Origin of the sequence: Hyphomicrobium sp. LHD-15 (assembly GCF_031157355.1) — a bacterium.
Lineage (GTDB): Bacteria > Pseudomonadota > Alphaproteobacteria > Rhizobiales > Hyphomicrobiaceae > Hyphomicrobium_C.
The window spans coordinates 76,645-93,192 of the sequence record NZ_JAVIFT010000003.1; the positions used below are offsets into that span (position 1 = coordinate 76,645).

Annotated in this window: 12 protein-coding genes, 1 tRNA gene, 1 pseudogene and 1 riboswitch; of the genes and pseudogenes, 7 read left to right on the plus strand and 7 right to left on the minus strand. The window is 63.1% G+C overall.

Annotation, left to right across the window (positions count from 1 at the left end; all coding sequences use genetic code 11):
- Positions 1-28 precede the first annotated feature (28 nt).
- Positions 29-601, minus strand: a complete 573-nt coding sequence (idi, locus tag RCO24_RS12525; RefSeq protein ID WP_308962532.1) for an isopentenyl-diphosphate Delta-isomerase — start codon at positions 599-601, stop codon at positions 29-31.
- 203 nt (positions 602-804) lie between these two features.
- On the opposite strand from idi, the gene RCO24_RS12530 reads away from it, so the two are divergent.
- From RCO24_RS12530 to RCO24_RS12540, 3 genes and pseudogenes are all read left to right on the plus strand, one after another.
- Positions 805-881 (plus strand) — tRNA-Arg (locus RCO24_RS12530).
- Between the two features lie 395 nt (positions 882-1,276).
- Complete coding sequence (locus RCO24_RS12535; RefSeq protein WP_308962533.1) at positions 1,277-1,930, plus strand: hypothetical protein; 654 nt, start codon at positions 1,277-1,279, stop codon at positions 1,928-1,930.
- 579 nt (positions 1,931-2,509) lie between these two features.
- Positions 2,510-3,762: pseudogene (locus tag RCO24_RS12540) on the plus strand (PQQ-dependent sugar dehydrogenase).
- A gap of 68 nt (positions 3,763-3,830) precedes the next feature.
- Here the strand turns inward: RCO24_RS12540 and RCO24_RS12545 are convergent.
- Positions 3,831-4,100 (minus strand): hypothetical protein, encoded by a 270-nt coding sequence (locus RCO24_RS12545; protein ID WP_308962535.1) that lies wholly within the window; start codon positions 4,098-4,100, stop codon positions 3,831-3,833.
- A 157-nt stretch (positions 4,101-4,257) separates the two neighbouring features.
- Entirely contained in the window at positions 4,258-5,715 is a 1,458-nt protein-coding gene (locus RCO24_RS12550) for an ammonium transporter (RefSeq protein ID WP_308962537.1), read from the minus strand.
- Between the two features lie 381 nt (positions 5,716-6,096).
- Here RCO24_RS12550 and RCO24_RS12555 point away from each other — a divergent pair, with 381 nt between their 5' ends.
- The 3 genes from RCO24_RS12555 to RCO24_RS12565 all read left to right on the plus strand — a co-directional run bounded on the left by RCO24_RS12555 (position 6,097) and on the right by RCO24_RS12565 (position 10,370).
- Positions 6,097-6,744, plus strand: a complete 648-nt coding sequence (locus tag RCO24_RS12555; RefSeq protein WP_308962539.1) for a hypothetical protein — start codon at positions 6,097-6,099, stop codon at positions 6,742-6,744.
- A 165-nt stretch (positions 6,745-6,909) separates the two neighbouring features.
- Positions 6,910-9,096, plus strand: coding sequence for a dynamin family protein (locus tag RCO24_RS12560; RefSeq protein ID WP_308962541.1), 2,187 nt, complete (start codon positions 6,910-6,912; stop codon positions 9,094-9,096).
- Positions 9,093-10,370: a hypothetical protein gene (locus RCO24_RS12565; RefSeq protein WP_308962543.1), complete on the plus strand. Its 1,278-nt coding sequence runs from the start codon at positions 9,093-9,095 to the stop codon at positions 10,368-10,370. The genes RCO24_RS12560 and RCO24_RS12565 overlap by 4 nt, the downstream gene beginning before the upstream one ends.
- A gap of 19 nt (positions 10,371-10,389) precedes the next feature.
- Here RCO24_RS12565 and RCO24_RS12570 read toward each other — a convergent pair whose 3' ends face one another.
- Together RCO24_RS12570 and RCO24_RS12575 are read right to left on the minus strand one after the other, a co-directional pair.
- Positions 10,390-11,700 carry an MFS transporter gene (locus tag RCO24_RS12570; protein WP_308962544.1) on the minus strand — a complete coding sequence of 437 codons (1,311 nt, stop codon included), beginning with the start codon at positions 11,698-11,700 and terminating at the stop codon, positions 10,390-10,392.
- A gap of 134 nt (positions 11,701-11,834) precedes the next feature.
- The gene (locus RCO24_RS12575; RefSeq protein ID WP_308962546.1) at positions 11,835-12,608 is read right to left on the minus strand and encodes an SDR family oxidoreductase; all 774 of its coding nucleotides are present in this window, start codon (positions 12,606-12,608) and stop codon (positions 11,835-11,837) included.
- Positions 12,609-12,743: 135 nt separating this feature from the next.
- Here RCO24_RS12575 and RCO24_RS12580 point away from each other — a divergent pair, with 135 nt between their 5' ends.
- Entirely contained in the window at positions 12,744-13,646 is a 903-nt protein-coding gene (locus RCO24_RS12580) for a LysR family transcriptional regulator (protein WP_308962547.1), read from the plus strand.
- A gap of 5 nt (positions 13,647-13,651) precedes the next feature.
- Here RCO24_RS12580 and RCO24_RS12585 read toward each other — a convergent pair whose 3' ends face one another.
- Entirely contained in the window at positions 13,652-15,067 is a 1,416-nt protein-coding gene (locus RCO24_RS12585) for a DUF6513 domain-containing protein (protein ID WP_308962548.1), read from the minus strand.
- 158 nt (positions 15,068-15,225) lie between these two features.
- Positions 15,226-15,912, minus strand: a complete 687-nt coding sequence (locus tag RCO24_RS12590) for an adenosylcobinamide amidohydrolase (RefSeq protein ID WP_308962550.1) — start codon at positions 15,910-15,912, stop codon at positions 15,226-15,228.
- Between the two features lie 226 nt (positions 15,913-16,138).
- A riboswitch (cobalamin riboswitch) is annotated at positions 16,139-16,380 on the plus strand.
- Positions 16,381-16,548 lie beyond the last annotated feature (168 nt).

Genomic DNA, 16,548 nt, shown 5'->3' on the forward strand with positions numbered 1-16,548 from the left:
AGGCAAACAGCCTCAAAAGCATCCAGATCTAGACGGGCTGAACCGGGTAAGCGCCGCTGACCGAGCCCATAAGCGGCGGCGCCAGCGCCATCGGCCAATCCTCGGCGATGTAGCGGCGGAACCATACGCTGAACCGATCCGGCATCGCAGCGATATCCGCCCGAACGCTCGCGAGACTGCACCATTGGTAGCCTTCGGCTTCCGCCGGATTGGCCGCGATCGGACCATCGTAGAGGCCGCGAAAGACATGCACGATTTCACGCTCGGCAAGACCATTGCCGAAGGCTGCGTCGTAACGCACGAGGCCGAGCCATTCGAGCGGACACGAAAAGCCCATTTCCTCGCCGAGCCTCCGCACGGCCGCGGCTTCGACAGCCTCGCCTGGGCGCGGGTGCCCGCAACAGGCGTTGGTCCACAAGCCGCCGGAATGATACTTCGTCGACGCCCGCTTCTGGATGAGTTGCCGCCCGCGCGAATCCCACACGATGACCGAAAAGGCGCGATGCAGCAGCGCACGCTGATGCGCGTCGATCTTCTCGGCGGTGCCGATTTCCAGATCGTCCTCATCGACGAGAATGAGAGACTCGCAAACGCCTTCCAAACTCGAACTCCTTGATCCCTTGGATTGCCGGCGCGAAACAACGCCAGGGCAGCACCCGGCGCGACGTGGCATATCGACATTCCAAGCCCGATGCATCAAGACAAGCCGCTGGCAACGGATTGTGCTATGAGGCGCGTGCAAGTGGCGCATGAGCGGCGCAGTCCGCACGGCGAAAGCTGTTAACTGTTTGATTTTGTTGGCAAGGCCCCGTAGCTCAGCTGGATAGAGCACCAGATTCCTAATCTGGGGGTCACAGGTTCAAATCCTGTCGGGGTCGCCAAAAATTATCAGTGGCGTCAAGGCGTTACGCACCCTTCAAAAATATACCGCCACATCCGCCTTTCTCAAACGTTGGACGTCGCCGACACGCGACTTTTCACATTTGTCCGAACGCGGAGCGAGCCGCTCAAAGCCCTGAGCAGGTAAAGCACCCACGAGTCTTATCTAGATCCAAGGTGCCTTCCTCTTCCTGGCTCCTGCGAATGCCGGCCCCCACCTTCTCCACAGAGGATTGCCGGGTAACGGTCAGTAAACAGTGGATTCCGTGTGCCGTCCGATTGCTGGCAGCTCGCTGTGCTGATCAAACTAATCCGAACTAGGGCGGTCACGTCGCATCAACTCTGACAATCGGTGTTGCGCTGTCTCATGTCCGCTCCAAAAAACGGGGTTTCGCTGATGTTGGCCTGCACTAAAACCAAGTTCTTCCACTCATTTGAACTTCCAAACGAAACCGTCCACGGCCTCAGCGCTCTAGACTCGCAGCGCAGATACGCGGATGTCATTTTCAAGCATTCCGTCGCCGGTAAGTCCGTGGTCGACATCGGCGCGTGGGATGGCTTTTACTCGTTCGAAGCCGAGCGGCGCGGTGCGTCCCGCGTTCTGGCAACTGATCACTTCTGCTGGTCAGGGCCAGGATGGGGAACCAAGGACGGTTTCGACTACGTCCATGAGCGCCTGAACTCGAAGGTTGAAAGCCTTGATGTGGACGTCTTCGACTTGGATCCGAAGCAGATCGGAACATTCGACGTCACGATGATGCTTGGCGTCCTTTATCACCTCCCAAATCCCTTCGGGGGATTGGAGAAGGCAGCCTCTCTGACCAAGGAGCTATTGGTCGTCGAGACGCACAGCGACATGAACGATCGGCCTGAGCCGGTCATGCGCTACTATCTGAGCGCCGAGTTGAACGGCGACGGCTCCAACTACTGGGGACCAAATATTCTTTGCCTGGAGAACATGCTGCGGGAGCTTCATTTCACCAAGTTCGAAACTTGGCGCGCTCCGGGATTTTCAAATAGCGGTCGCATTATCATGCACGCTTGGCGGTAACGCCCGAACGCCAGCAGGACACCGTTTGCCAGAAAATCGCGCTGTCGGATATGGACGCCGCCGACGACGCTTGAGCTTCGTTCTAAGCACCGCCCCCGTGGGACGGGACATCGCCTCGTTGGTCCCCGATCACTCGGGCTCGACACCGGCGAGAGAGCAAAGGAACAGCGTCGGAGCTCCCAGAAAAAATGCAAAAACAAGCGCAGTGGTAATGGCGTAGTCCATGGTTCCCTCCCATCCCCGTTGCACGTCCATAAATCGAAGAGGTGAATAAAGTTCCGCCAAACGCAGGAGCCAGGTCGATCGATCGACATCCGATCTGTTAACGCCTGATTAGGACGCTGGCGCCGCGTCGATACCCACGTTCCACGGCCCCCGTGAGCCTCTCCGGACATTCAGAATCGAGCCGTCAGGCTGAACGAAAAATGCGGCGCAGACGCGACGCCGAAGTGACGATCCTGGTCACCTGCAGCAAACGCCGCTGGGAACTTTGCACGCACGTTCTGCGTCATTCCCTTAGTCATTGAGGTGAGCAGAACCACGAGGCCCGCCGTGAAACTGGCACTGATCGCGCCTCCGATGGTTGTTGGTCTTCTTCTTGCCGCTTGCGGAGAGGAGCCGGCCTTGCCTCAACAGGACACGTTCGGCCCCAAGCCGAAGCTCGCCGAACCGAACCGGCAAATCATTCCGACAGTCAAAATTGCGCCCGCAACCGGCTGGCCGGCAGGCGGCAAGCCTCTCGCCGCAGAAGGCTTGGCAGTCGGCGCTTTCGCAGCCGAGCTCAATCATCCGCGCTGGCTTTATGTACTGCCCAATGGAGACGCGCTTGTCGCTGAGACCAACAAGCCGCCGGACTCGGGGGGCCGAAGCGGCTTGGCGGCATGGATCATGGGACGCGTCATGGCGCGAGCAGGCGCTGGCGTACCGAGCGCGAACCGGATCACACTCCTGAGGGACGACAACCACGACGGCGTTGCCGAAACCCGCACAGTTTTCCTTGCCGAACTCAACTCGCCGTTCGGCATGGCACTAGTTGGCGACAATTTCTATGTCGCCAACACCGATGCCGTGGTGCGCTATCCGTATAAGCCGGGACAAACGGAAATCCGCGAGTCGGGCGTCAAGATCGCAGACCTCCCGTCGCTTCCGTTCAATCATCACTGGACCAAGAACATCATCGCGAGCCCCGACGGCGCGAAGCTCTATGCCACGGTCGGCTCCAACAGCAACGTCGCCGAGAACGGGATGGACGCCGAGCAGAACCGCGCCGCGATCCTGGAAATCGATCTCGCGACCGGCGTGACGCGGCTCTTCGCATCGGGCTTTCGCAATCCGAACGGCCTGGCCTGGGAACCGCGATCCGGCACGCTCTGGACCGTCGTCAACGAACGCGATGAAATCGGCAATGACCTCGTGCCCGACTATCTAACTTCGGTGAAGGACGGCGGCTTCTACGGATGGCCGTACAGTTATTTCGGCCAGCATGTCGACGAGCGTATTGAGCCGCCGCGTCCCGATCTCGTCGCCCAAGCCATCGTTCCCGATTACGCGCTCGGCGCACACACGGCCTCGCTCGGCCTGACCTTCTCGAGCGGAACATTGCTCCCGGAGCGGCTGCGCGACGGCGTGTTCGTCGGCCAGCACGGGTCATGGAACCGTGATCCGCCGAGCGGCTATTAGGTCGTCTTCATTCCGTTCGTCGATGGGGCGCCGTCCGGAAATCCGGAATCGGCGTCGCCATGGACCTCGCCGGAGCGCTGCTCGTGGCGGATGACGTCGGCAATATTGTGTGGCGCGTCACGCCGCCCGCAAACGAATCCGGCCAGCGCTAGCTCAAGCAGCATGGCGCTGCAGAATTTTCATTCGAAGCCTTGCGCTCGAAGCGACGACGGGTTTTGCGTTACTTCATATCGCGGTCGCTGCCAGAGCCGCTCGATCCAGCCTCACCAGTCGATGCGCCGGAACTCGCCGACGAATGCCAGTTGGCCGGGCCTTGCACGACAGGTTTGCCCTGGAACGTACCGTCGGCATCCTTGTGCCGGTTCGCATTCTCGTCCATGCTAGACTGCTCCGCCCCTTTCAGAGGCTTGGCCGCCTTATCTTTGGCGATGGCCGCAGGGGTTGCGCCAAGCAGCGCCGCAAGTGCAACGCCGATCATGATCTTCTTCATGAGCATCCTCCTTGCTTATCCGCGGATCACCCGCAGATAAACAAAAACGATGTCCCGATCGCCGGGGTTCCTCTCATGACCAATTCGTAACCATCACGTCGTCGTGCGAGCGAATGGGAGCGCGCCGCACGCCACGCCCCCAAGCCGGAATGGACGATCAGAAGTAATAGCCGCGCTCGCCGTGCTCCGTGACGTCGAGACCTGCGCGCTCCTTTTCACGGGGCAAACGAAGCCCGATTACCAGATCCACAAACTTGTAGATGATCGCCGAGAACACACCCGACCACACCAGCGTCAGCGCAACCGCCTTGAGCTGCGCCTTCATTTGCGTGGCCATGTCGTAAGTGACGGTGATCTGCCCCGGCTGTGAGATGTAATCCACCACGCCGGTTCCACCGAAGTGCGGATTGACCAGGATGCCGGTGCCGATGGCGCCGACGATGCCGCCGACACAGTGCACTCCGAACACGTCGAGACTATCGTCATAGCCGAGCGCGCTCTTGAGCGACGTGCACGCCACGAACCCGAAGATCCCGGCCACGAAGCCAAGCACGATGCTGCCCATCGGCCCCGCAAAGCCGGACGCTGGCGTCACAGCAACGAGGCCGACAACCACACCGGAGATGAGGCCGAGCGTCGTCGGTTTGCCCTTGAGTACCCACTCCGCAAACACCCAGGCCAGTGCCGCCATCGCCGTCGCGCCGAACGTGTTGCCCATGGCGAGCGCGGCAGTACCGTTCGCCTCGAGGTTCGATCCGCAGTTGAAACCGAACCAGCCGACCCACAGCAGCGCCGCGCCGACCATGCTGAGTGTCAGCGAATGCGGAGGCATCGGTTCGCGGCCATAGCCCGAGCGCGGCCCGAGCATCAGCGCACCGACGAGACCAGCGATACCGGCATTGATGTGCACGACAGTTCCGCCGGCGAAATCGAGTGCACCCCACTGTGCCGCAAGCCCAGCGCTACCGAGCAGGCCCTGCAGCTTCGCTTCCGCGACGGCGCGCGCTTCGCCCGTGGTGCCGGATACCGCACGCGCGGCGTCGATCAACGCATCCGGTCCCGCCCAGTACCAAACCATGTGCGCGATCGGGCAATAGACGATCGTGACCCACAGCACCATGAACAGCAGCAGAGCCGAGAAGCGCATGCGCTCGGCGAAAGCCCCGACGATCAGCGCCGGCGTGATCGCCGCGAACGTCATTTGAAACCAGATGTAGGCATACTCGGGAACATAGACGCCCGGCGAAAACGTAGCCGCGACGGAATCCGGCGTAATTCCCGCTAGGAACGCTTTCGAGAGCCCGCCGACGAACGGCGTCGTGCGCTCGTCCGCCGTGAACGCGAGGCTATAGCCGTAGAGCATCCAGATCAGGCAGACGAGGCAGACCGTCGCGAAAACCTGCATCAACGTGGCGAGCGCGTTCTTTGTCCTGACGAGCCCGCAATAAAAAAGCGCGAGACCCGGAATCGTCATCAGCAGCACCAGGACGGTTGAAACCATCAGGAACGCCGTATCGCCCTTGTCGGGCGCCGCCCACGCCGGGGCCGCCCACCCGAATACAAGCGGCGTTACCGCCAGCAGGACCGCTTGCAGCCTCTTCGAGTGACCCGACATCAGTGCTCTCCTCCCCGCCCCAAAAAGCGCTTTCGCTATCAATATGCTAGCGCGCGCCGTCGCGGCACGTGCAAGTCCCGAGGCAATCCACATGCCAAATCGGCCCCGCCCATCGTCCCGCCGCAATCCCTGCGTTTGTTCACGGATGCATTCCAAGATGATCACAGGAGAGGATGACAGGACAAGTACGCTGTGCGTGCCAACCGTTTGGGCGCCCTGCCTAAATATAAATCACGCAATGCCCTTGTCCTGGAAGCCACACTGAACTACGAATTACCTGTTGATAACTATGAGTATCGATCGGTCGCTGAGCGGGAGCGGCCGGACCAATGCGGGGGAAACTACGAGCAATATGCGAGTGGCGCATGGGGATAGACGCGTATGGCACGCCGTGAAGAGATCAAGATGGACGAGCTCAAGAAGCTCCTCCGTCGACTGGATGGACTGGACGGGGACAAGAGCTTAGTCAAAAAGACGCAGGAGCCGGATCAGCGGGGCTATGTTGGCGCCCTGCGCGGTGCTCCCGTTTCCGAAGACGAAGAGATGGTTATCGCGCCTCCGCCGGAGGTGGCGAAATCCTCGGGCGCCGCGGTTTATGTTGCCGCCGCGACCGCAGCTCTCATTTCGACCTTCACCGTCTTCATGATCATGTCCTGGCAGGGCAAGATCGGGCCTTTGGGTCCGGAGATGCTGGGCCAGAAAAGGCTTGAGCTCAACCAGCCGGCCGCTAACGGCGCAAGCCCCGGCCAGCAGTCCGACACCGCCAACGCCCTGGTGCGGCGCGCCGATGTTCTGCTACAGAGTGGCGAGGTCGAAGCCGGCCGCGCCTTGCTGCAGCGGGCAGCAGAACTGGGCTCAGGAGCAGCGGCTTTCAAGCTTGGCCGCAGCTACGACCCGTCGCAGTCGAGATCTTATACCTTTGCCGATAGCCAGACCAATCCGGCCCTTGCCAAAGCCTGGTATGAACGGGCGCTTGCTCTCGGCACCCAGGAGGCCGCCAGCTACCTGGCCAACCCGGTCATCAAATAGAACGTACGCCGACAAACGACGCCACGCCCCCGTCCTCCGCCCCCGCGACATTCGCCCGCATCAACCGGACGCGTTGTCCTCGCGCGTAGGTCATACTGTTGACTCCGCGCCGTGGTCCCTGGGACGCCACACATGCCGGGAGGCGCAGGACATTTGAACGCAAGCATGTCGGGGGAAGAAACAAGCTCGGGCCTTATAGGGGCCAGGCTGGAAGGCCTGCGTCAGCAGCTTCTCAGCTGCGGCCACGTGCTGGCCGGGCTCGTGGAACCCGCCGCCCGCCCTCTCATTGCCGACGCCCTCGTCGATCTGAAGCAGCTCGTATGCCGCATCGGCGTCGTCGGGCAGATCAAATCCGGCAAAAGCTCCTTCATCAACACCTTCGTTCAGCATCCAAACTTTCTTCCGACCAGCGTCACGCCGTGGACGACGGCCGTCACCAATCTGCACTTCGCGCAATCGCCGCCCGGTCCTCACTCCGCGATCTTCACGTTCCTCCAGCCCAAGGAATGGGGCGAGATCGCCGAGACCGGCGGCAAGATTCGCGAACTGACCGAACGGCTCGTGCCCGGCTTCGAGCCCGGATTGCTGCAGCAGCAGGCCGAGCTTTTGCGCACCCGCGCCCAGGATCGCCTCGGCCCCGAGTACGATCTGCTCTTGGGCCAGGCTCATTGCTTCATCAATCTCGCGCCCAGCACGCTTCAGCATTACGTCTGCTCGGGCGACTTCACGGCTCAGACGGGAACCATCCCGATCGGCAAATACTCCGACATCACCAAGAGCGCCGATCTCTACTTCCAGCGCGGCCCGTTCGCGTTCCCGAGCACCGTCGTCGACACACCCGGCACCAACGATCCCTTCCTGATCCGCGATGAGATCACGCGCCGCAGCCTCGGCTCGGCCGACATCTACGTCATCGTGCTCACTGCTCGCCAGCCGCTGTCGGACAACGACGTCACGCTGCTTCGGATCATGCGCGGCCTCAACAAGGACCGCATCGTCGTCCTGCTCAATCGCATCGACGACCTGACCGACGTCGAAGCCGAGCTACCCCGCGTCATCCACTATATCCGCCAGAAGCTCGCCGCCGAGATGCCGGGCTCCGAGATCCCGCTCGTTTACGGTAGCGCCTGGTGGGGCAGCCAGGCCATGACCTACGACCGCGATGCCATCACCCGCATCCTGAAGCGTCGTTCCGCCAATTACCTTCTGCGCGCCGGCCTCCTTCGCCCCGACGAATTGGATCCCCGCTTCATCGGCAACCCCGATTTCGACGAGCGGCTGAAACACTCCCTTCTCGCCATGTCCGGCCTGCCCGCCGTCTATCAGGCCATGGACAGCCTGATGGACGCCGCGAGTCCCACTTACGTCATGCGCCAGATCACCGGATCGTTCGCGGAGATGTCGCGGGCCTGCGAAGGCGCCGCGCGCGCCGAGCTGCAAAGCCTCACAGCGGCGAACGAAAAGCGCGAGGTGCCACGTCGGGCCGAGGAGAAATTCGTCGAGCTGGCGCGCGAGAGCGAGCTGCTCGCACGCGTCACCGCCAACATCGAAGCCTCCGCCGCCGGCATCGAGCAGCAGCTCGCCCGCATCATCCAGGAGGAAAAGGAAACCTTGCGGCGCAAGCTCCAAGCCACCATCGAATTCCACGCCGCGCGCGAGCGCGACGTGCTGATCGACACGCTATCCCGTGGCCGCGCACCGAAGGTATGGACCCACGAAGGCGTCGAACTGAGGCGCGCGCTCGCCGAAGCCTTCCGCACCGGCTTCCGCAATTCCGCGACCCGCCTGACGTCGTTCCATGCCCGCGTCGCACCCGAGTTGCATCAACTCATGGCGTCGCTCGTACCGGGCGCCGTGATGCCCGACCCGCACGGCCAGACCCTCGCCATCCCCGAGCCAACCATTGCGCCGGTGAGCCGCCTGATGGCGCTCGATCTCGACAACTCCCGTTGGAGCCTGTTCTGGAGCCGCAATCCCTCGCCGCAAATATCGGGGAGCAAGATCGAAGCCTTGATCAAGAGCGAGTTCGCTTCCGTCGCCGACGAGCTCGTCCACCTCGCAGGCGTCGCCTTCCATCACTTCAGCACGACGACGATCAAGTGGTCGTTCGGCGCTTGCCGCAACATCCAGCATGCGCTCCAGCGCCGCCTTGATCGCGTGCGCGAAGACTACGAGCTGACCCGCCGCGAAGCCTTTCCGCCCGAGAGCCAGCAAGCGGCAAACGAGCGCGCCAACCGGATTCGTGCGCAGGCCCAGCGCGTCAAGGACAACGAAACCCTCACTCAGCACCTCGAGCACCTCATTCAGTACATCGACACCGTTCTGAAAAGCGAAGCGCCGCGAGCCACATGAGCAAAGCATCCGAGCAGTTTCTCCGGCTGTTGGGCGCCGCCAGGGAGCGCCTGGTCGAAACGCGCCTCACCGATACGGCCCTGACCTATTGCATCGCCGGCCTCGCGCGCATGGAGGAAGCCCTGCGCCGGCCGCTCCGTGTCGTCATCCTGGGCGAATACAATTCGGGCAAGACGTCGGTCGCCGATCTCCTGATCGGGTCCGGCCTCTTGCCGACGAGCGTGGTCTCGAACACCAACATGCCGGTTTTGATGACCTATGCCGAGACCGCGGCGATCCATGGCATCACCCAGGCCGGCGCACGCATCCGCGTCGACGGCGACGAGAACGACCCGCTGACGGATCTCTCGTTCCGCGCCCTTCAGGTCGCGCTACCCCTCGAACGGCTTCGCACCTACCAGATCCTGGACACGCCACCCTCCGCGACGCCCTCGTCGTTCGTAGAGGAAGCCGACATCGTGATCTGGTGCACGGTCGCGACCCGCGCCTGGACCGAAAGCGAGCGCGCACTCTGGTCGACGCTTCCGCAGCGCTGCTGCCGCAACGCCATTCTCGTCGCGACCCACCAGGACAGCCTGCAAAGCGCCGACGAAATCGAGCATGTCACCAAGCGTCTGCAGAGCCTCACCAAGGGCATGTTCCGCGAGGTCGTTCTCGTTGCCGCCGAGAACACGCCCGACGGATCGGAGGAAGAGGACATCGAAAGCGGCGCCAAAGCGCTCCGCAACGGCGTCGAAAGCCTCGCCGTCGAAATTGCCGATCGGCGCACACAGAAGGCCGAGAAAATCGTCCGCAGGCTGGCCCGCCTGACCTTCCATCATCTGCAGAGCAATCAGATCCGCGCCGAGGCGGCCCCGGTGCTGGCCGATTGGGAAAGCCGCTCCAACGTCATCCTCGAACAACTGGCGATCGGCATCAGAACGCCGCCGATGGCCATCGAAGAACTGCTGCAGGCCTACGCCATTTATGCCGAGAAGCTGCGACCCGGCGTCATCAACGGAGACAGCGTTCCCGCCTCCACGTCGTCGCGCGCGCTGACCACGCCGGTCCGCTGGCCGTCGCACAATCCCGCCGCCCAGCGCCTGGTGACGATGCTGACATCCGATCTCACAGCGCTTCTGCGTATGCTGGCCGGCAACGCCGCCTCGCTCGATCCGCGCTACAACGACTATCAGGTCGCGCGCCGCATCGTGCTGGCGCTGGCCGATCTCGACAGCGCCTTCGCCGCGCTCGCCCGCATGCTCGGATCACCGAGCCAGGAAGCCCGCGCTTAAATCCCCTCGATCGCGGCCTTTACCGGGCTGTCTCGCCGAGACGCTGGCGCAGCGCGCGATCGAAACGCAGCGACATCGCAAGCCAGATGCCGGCAACGGGAACCGACAGCACCGCGACAGCCGAAAGCGGCAGCCCCACGGCCTTCGTAAGCCCGTTGAAGACAGCGCCCGACAGCGCATCGCCGCCGCGATAGACGACCGTATCGATGAAGCTCTGCGCCTTGTAGCGCTCGTCGCTATCGACAGCCGTATAGAGCACCTTGGTCGCCGGGTTCGACAGCGCGAAAGCCGCGACGCGCTCCGCCACCATGATCGCCGCCACGACGTGCAGCGCGGGCATCGCCGCATAGACACCGAGACCGATCACGGTCAGCGCCGGCAGCACGGCCGCCGCCACGCCAACGCCGAACCGCGCCATGATCCGGCCGGTGAGGAACACCTGCACCAGCACGCTGAGCACGCTCGTGATCAGATCGCGTTCGGCAAAAAACTGCACGCGCGTCGTTGCATCCGGCAACACCTCACCCGCAAGCCGCGATTGCTCGAGATAGAAGAAGGTCGAAAGCAGGTTCGCGATCAGCACGTAACACGCGATGCGAAGCAGGTAACTATCCCGCAGCACGCGCTCGGCGCCGGACAGCAGCGACCTGAGCGTCGGCGGCGCTTCGTTCTTGCCGTTGGGCGCAGCCTGGTCTCGCACGGCCACGCCGCGCAGCCAGACCGAGAGCGCGGCTGCAAGTACGAACACGGCGGCCGCGATCAGCAGCAGATTCTCCTGGCCGACGACCGTCACCAGAGAATTGGCCGCGAACGGACCGAGCACCGCGCCCGTCGTGCCGCCTGCCGCGATGAAGCCGTAGAGACGTTTGGCCTGCTCGCTGTCGTAGATGTCGGACATCAAGATCCAGAACAGCGACACGACGAACAGATTGAACACGCTGCCGAACACGAAGAACGAAGCGCCCAGCGTACCGTCCCCGCCGGAGCGAAGCGTAAGCCAGAAGAACACCATCAGCCCGACGAAGAACATGTAGATCCCGGGCAGGATGGCGCGCCGCGGCACTCGTGCCACGACCCACGCGAACACTGGCACCGCCGCCAGCATGACCGCGAACACGAGCAGGAACCACAGCTGGCGCTGATCGGCAGTCGCCTCAGCGCTGACGTTCTCGCGCACCGGGCGGATCAGGTAATAGCCGCCGAGCACCAACGCGAACGTGGCGAACGACCCCAGCGCCGCAGCCACCTCCGAGCCTCGCACATCGACGGCCCGCCGCAGCAGCGCGAGCCCGAAAGAGCCGGCCCCGTCTGCCCCTTGTTGGTGTTCCATCGGCGCGCTGTCCCCCTTTTGATGCGACGAGCCGGCGCCGAACCTTGCACGCACGTCTCGCTTCGGAGGAATAGCCGAACGGGCGGCAGTTGCGCAACGCGCCCAAGAGCGAGCCCGTCGCGCCGCCACATGTTCTATTTCGTCGTATAGCCGCCGTTGATCAGCAGCGTCTGGCCGGTGATCCACCAACCGTCGGAGACGAGATGACGGATGAACGGCACCACGTCCTCGATGTGAGTGAGCCCGGTCGGCGAGGACGGTGAGAGAGCAGCCGCCGTCTTGTGGTAGGCGACCGCTTCCGGCCCTTCAGCCGGGTAGAAGAAAGGCGTGTCCATCGGACCCGGCCCCACCGCAGTCACCGAGATGCCGCGCGCCCCGAATTCCTTCGCGGCAGCCCGCGTGTAGTGCTCGACAGGCGCCTTGCTGCCGGCATAGGCGGCATAGAACGGCGTGAAGGCGCCGAGCAGCGACGTGACGAGCGTCACCAGCTTGCCGTTGTCGTTGAGCGCCTTGCCGGCTTCCTGGATGAACAGGAACGCCGACTTCGAATTGACCGCAGCCATCTCGTCATATTCGGCCTCGGTGATCTCGACGATCGGCTTCTTCAACACCTTGCCGACCGTGTTGATCGCAATGTCGGGACGGCCGAATTTCGCGATCGTTTCGGCAAAGAGGCAGGCCACGGCTCCGCCCGTCGTGAGATCGCCTTGAAACGCCGCCGCATCGGCCCCGAGCGCCTTTACCGCTGCCACCGTCTCTTCAGCAGCCGCTTTGCTGGCCGAACTGTTGTAGTGAACGACGACGGCCTTCGCGCCCTGCTGGGCGAGGTCGCGCGCGATCAACCCGCCGAGGTTCTTGGCGCCTCCCGCGATCAGAACCGTCTTTCCCTTGATGCTGTGGTCAGCCATGCCCGATCCTCCTGAAAATTGCTGAGTGCGCAGAACGCGCCAAAAAGAGCCGCCATATGATCGTTTGCAGATGACGGCATAAAGTGACAAAATTGAACATTACTTGTCGAAATTCTCGAACAATGGCCCCCACCTGTGGACCGCCTCGAACTGCTCCGGATTTTTATGCGCGTGGTCGATTCCGCGAGCTTCACGCGCGCCGCGAACACATTGGATTTACCGCGATCCACGGTGTCCAGCGCCATCCGCCAGCTCGAGGAGCGTTTAGGCGCCCGCCTGATCCATCGCACCACGCGGCAGGTGTCGGCCACCCATGACGGATTGGCGTTTTACGAGCGCTGCCAGCGCCTGCTCATCGACTACGAGGAAGCCGAAAGCCTGTTCCGCGGCGCTCAAACGCATCTGCACGGAAAACTGCGCATCGACGTACCGGGCCGCATCGGCCGGCGCATCATCGCACCCGCCCTGCCGGACTTTTTCGCGCATCATCCCGATATCGAAATCGAGCTCGGCGTAACCGATCGCGCCGTCGATCTCATTCAGGAGGGCATCGACTGCGCGCTCCGCGTCGGCCCGCTTTCGGATTCGACCCTGATCGCGCGGAAGGTGGCCGACCTCGCACTGGTGAACTGCGCCAGCCCCGCCTATCTCGAATCCAACGGAACTCCGCGCAGGATCGCCGACCTGGACCGGCACTTCGCCGTCAACTACGCGTCTCCCGCGACCGGCAAGATCGAAGAGTGGGAGTGGGTGGAGAAATCGGAGCTTCGCACGCGCCCGATGCAGGCTCGCGTCACCGTCAACAATGCCGAGGCCTACATCGCCTGCTGCCTCGCCGGGCTCGGACTGATCCAGGTTCCCGCCTACGACGTCGCCGATCACCTGGCGTCCGGCAAGCTCGTCGAGGTTCTGCCGCGGCATCGGGCGGCGCCGATGCCCATGCACATCGTCTATTCGCACCGCCAGCATCTCTCGCGCCGTCTCAAGGCGTTTGTTGATTGGCTCACGGTCCTGCTCGGGCAGCGGATCAGCGCATAGCGCGCTCAACCCTTGTCGGGTGTCTCGCCCTTCTTGAGCGTCGATCCCGCATCCTTGAACTTCATGAGATGCGCATCATCCGCCGAGCCACGCGTCTCCGCGACCACACCGAATTCGAGCGGCTCGTCCTGCGCGTAACGCTTGCCGAGGCGGTAGGCAATTTCCGCACGCGCCGTCTCGACCCCGAGATAGAACGCGTGCCCCGGATCCGCGCGCGTATCGAGATGCGGATAGAGCTGGAATGGATCGTCGGACACGTGGTGCCCGTCGCGATTGTAGATATGGACACCATCCTCGGCGACCTCGATCCGATAGTTCGCATCGCGGATCTGCGCGGCCAACGTCTTGATCTCGTCCGACGTGGTCGCAAAGCCTCGGCGGTCGCGAAGCGCCATCAATCCGCCGCCGAAGCCCTGCGGCAGCGAGCCCGCCTTCTTGGCCGCATAGAACTCGCGGCGTGCACGGTCGAACTCGCGAATGGCCGTCCGGCAATGCGGACTGACCTGCACCGCCAGCACCGCCGTGATATCGAGCTCCGAGCAGAGCCCCATCAACAGCGCATTGATGCCGGTCGTGTCGGCGTCGGTGAGCTCTGTGACATTGCCGATGCCCATCAGGATCGGAACATCCGGCCGCCGTTTGCGCAGATCCACATACCGCGCAACCGACGCCGCAAACCCGTAGTGGATCGGATCGAGAATGGGATCGGCGTAGTACGGCTTGCCTTTCGCGATCATGATGTCGATGACGCGATCGAGCGAGTCCATATCGGCCGCACCCGCCGAAACCAGGATTGGCACCGCCGGCCCTTCGTCCGCGATGTCGATGTTCTTTTCCGACAGGCTCAGCAGAAAATCGGCGCCGGCCTTCGTGGCGCGGGAGAGTTCTTCGGAATTGAAGCTGTCGACGCTGACCCGCACCCCGTCCGCATGCAACGCCGCGATCGCTTCTTCGAGATGCGGAAACGGGCTATCCGGCAGGCAACCGAGATCGATCACGTCGGCCCCGTCTGCCCGCAACACGCGCGACCGCTCGACAATCTGCGCCGGCGTCATCAAGGTTGCATCGACGATCTCCGCAAAGATCGTCATGTTGTGCTGCGAGAGATCGACCTTCTCTTTCGCGTGCCCGAGGTATTCCGGCAGATCGGCCACCTCGTCAGGCCCACGCTCGAAACGCGTTCCGAAATGATCGGACAACCGATCGAGATCCCCGCGGAAGCGGCCCGGCATCACCACGCGATCCGCGCCCTCCGGCAGCTTGAGGCGCCGCTCCACGATATCCGTGGTCATCAGCGCCGCTACTTTAACGCCGACGTTCGCGACGACGGGTTCGAGCGCATCGCTCTGGACCTGCTCGGCGACGCGCTTCACGCGCGGCTCCGCAAGCGATCCCGTAACCAGCACCACGCGCTCGGCCATAGCCTGCCTCTCGATCCGATCTCATCTGCTCATGGCACGCCGGCCGCCCTCAGCGCAACGGCGCCGTCGGCCCCGGAAAGCAGGCTCCAAACGGAATGGTAAAGCAACCCAGGGCGAAGCGCCCGGATTGCGGGGCCAACGCCGAACAAAACGATGCCTTACTCCGCCGCGTCTTCGCGGCTGACGATCCGGGCAAAATCCCGCCGCCAGACCTCGGTTCCCTCGGCGACCGCCCGATAGACCGCCTTGCCGACGGCTTCACCGATTGCGGTATGCAGCCCGGCGAATTGAGCTTCGTCAGCCCCCTTCGGCGCCGACACCACGATGCAGTCCGTGCCGGTTCCCGTGATTGCGACACCCGCGCGATAAACGTTGGCATCGAGGATGGCGGCCGTCCGCGCCTGGGTGGCAATCGAAACGGTTTCGATCAACGCGCCTTGCGTCAAGGGACGCGAGACATGCACCAGCGTATTGATTGTGCCGGGCAGCCAAACCGGCTCCGCGCAACGTTCCCCAACACGCTCGCCGTTGGAAAGACCGACGGTCGCGAGACACGTCGCCGTCTCGCCCTCCACGCTCGCCTGGGAAACATGATACCGCGCAACATTACGCGAGGTGACGAGCGCGATGGCTTCCGCGAGCCCCGCGTCCGCCATCAACTGCGAAATGCTGGTGACCGGATCCACCGAAGGCGGCAGGTCTGCGTTCCGCACCTCGAGCCAGGCGACCTCGCGCGCGTCTCGAAAACCGGGCTTGGTCAGCGACCAGCTCAGCATCGATTGCGGCACGTCGAAGCTCGCCACCAGCAGCTGAGGCCGAACGGAAATCGAAAAAGGTAAACTCAAGCGCCGCCCACCTTGGGTCCAAGGACGAACCGGGGGCACGCCCCTCGGAAAGGCGCAACCGTCACCAAATTCACCGGGAGGGTCAAGCTTCGCGACGCCCACGTCGATGAGGCCCTGGCTGATAGCGATCAGAATTCCAGCCCGAACTGTGGCCGTTTCGTATCATTCCAAACCGCCGCGTCGAGACACCCGTGGATTGTGGATTGACACGGCCCCCTCCCTTCAGCGCTGATAGGCCCGTGACGGTGTCGTCCCGTACGCAAGTCCGAGACGACGAAGAGGGAACACGGTGAGATCCGCGACGCAGTAAAATGCGAAGCGAGTTGAGCCCGTGGCTGCTCCCGCAACTGTAAACGGCGAGTCTTTTTCCAACGACGCCACTGGCGGCCCACGTTGAGCCACCGGGAAGGCAGGAGAAGGACGCTCGAGCCGTGAGCCAGGAGACCTGCCGGCACAAGTCGCCCATCCTCCGTGCGGGACGCTCGGTGGAACGGTTACCCGTAGTGGCGGCTGATGTGCAACCGATTGGGAGCAACGTCAGGCATGCCCAGGGTCTCGAACCCCTTCTGATTGAAGAATGAGTGCGCTCGCTGTTCGCGGGCAACGTGTTTACGCCGCGTCAGTGCGGTGATTTTT

What these genes read in the sequence shown, in the direction of transcription:
- RCO24_RS12535 (WP_308962533.1), top strand. Translation starts at nt 1,277, where the DNA reads ATGTTGGCCTGCACTAAAACCAAGTTCTTCCACTCATTTGAACTTCCA.
- RCO24_RS12545 (WP_308962535.1), bottom strand. Translation starts at nt 4,100, where the DNA reads ATGAAGAAGATCATGATCGGCGTTGCACTTGCGGCGCTGCTTGGCGCA.
- RCO24_RS12550 (WP_308962537.1), bottom strand. Translation starts at nt 5,715, where the DNA reads ATGTCGGGTCACTCGAAGAGGCTGCAAGCGGTCCTGCTGGCGGTAACG.
- RCO24_RS12555 (WP_308962539.1), top strand. Translation starts at nt 6,097, where the DNA reads ATGGCACGCCGTGAAGAGATCAAGATGGACGAGCTCAAGAAGCTCCTC.
- RCO24_RS12560 (WP_308962541.1), top strand. Translation starts at nt 6,910, where the DNA reads ATGTCGGGGGAAGAAACAAGCTCGGGCCTTATAGGGGCCAGGCTGGAA.
- RCO24_RS12565 (WP_308962543.1), top strand. Translation starts at nt 9,093, where the DNA reads ATGAGCAAAGCATCCGAGCAGTTTCTCCGGCTGTTGGGCGCCGCCAGG.
- RCO24_RS12570 (WP_308962544.1), bottom strand. Translation starts at nt 11,700, where the DNA reads ATGGAACACCAACAAGGGGCAGACGGGGCCGGCTCTTTCGGGCTCGCG.
- RCO24_RS12575 (WP_308962546.1), bottom strand. Translation starts at nt 12,608, where the DNA reads ATGGCTGACCACAGCATCAAGGGAAAGACGGTTCTGATCGCGGGAGGC.
- RCO24_RS12585 (WP_308962548.1), bottom strand. Translation starts at nt 15,067, where the DNA reads ATGGCCGAGCGCGTGGTGCTGGTTACGGGATCGCTTGCGGAGCCGCGC.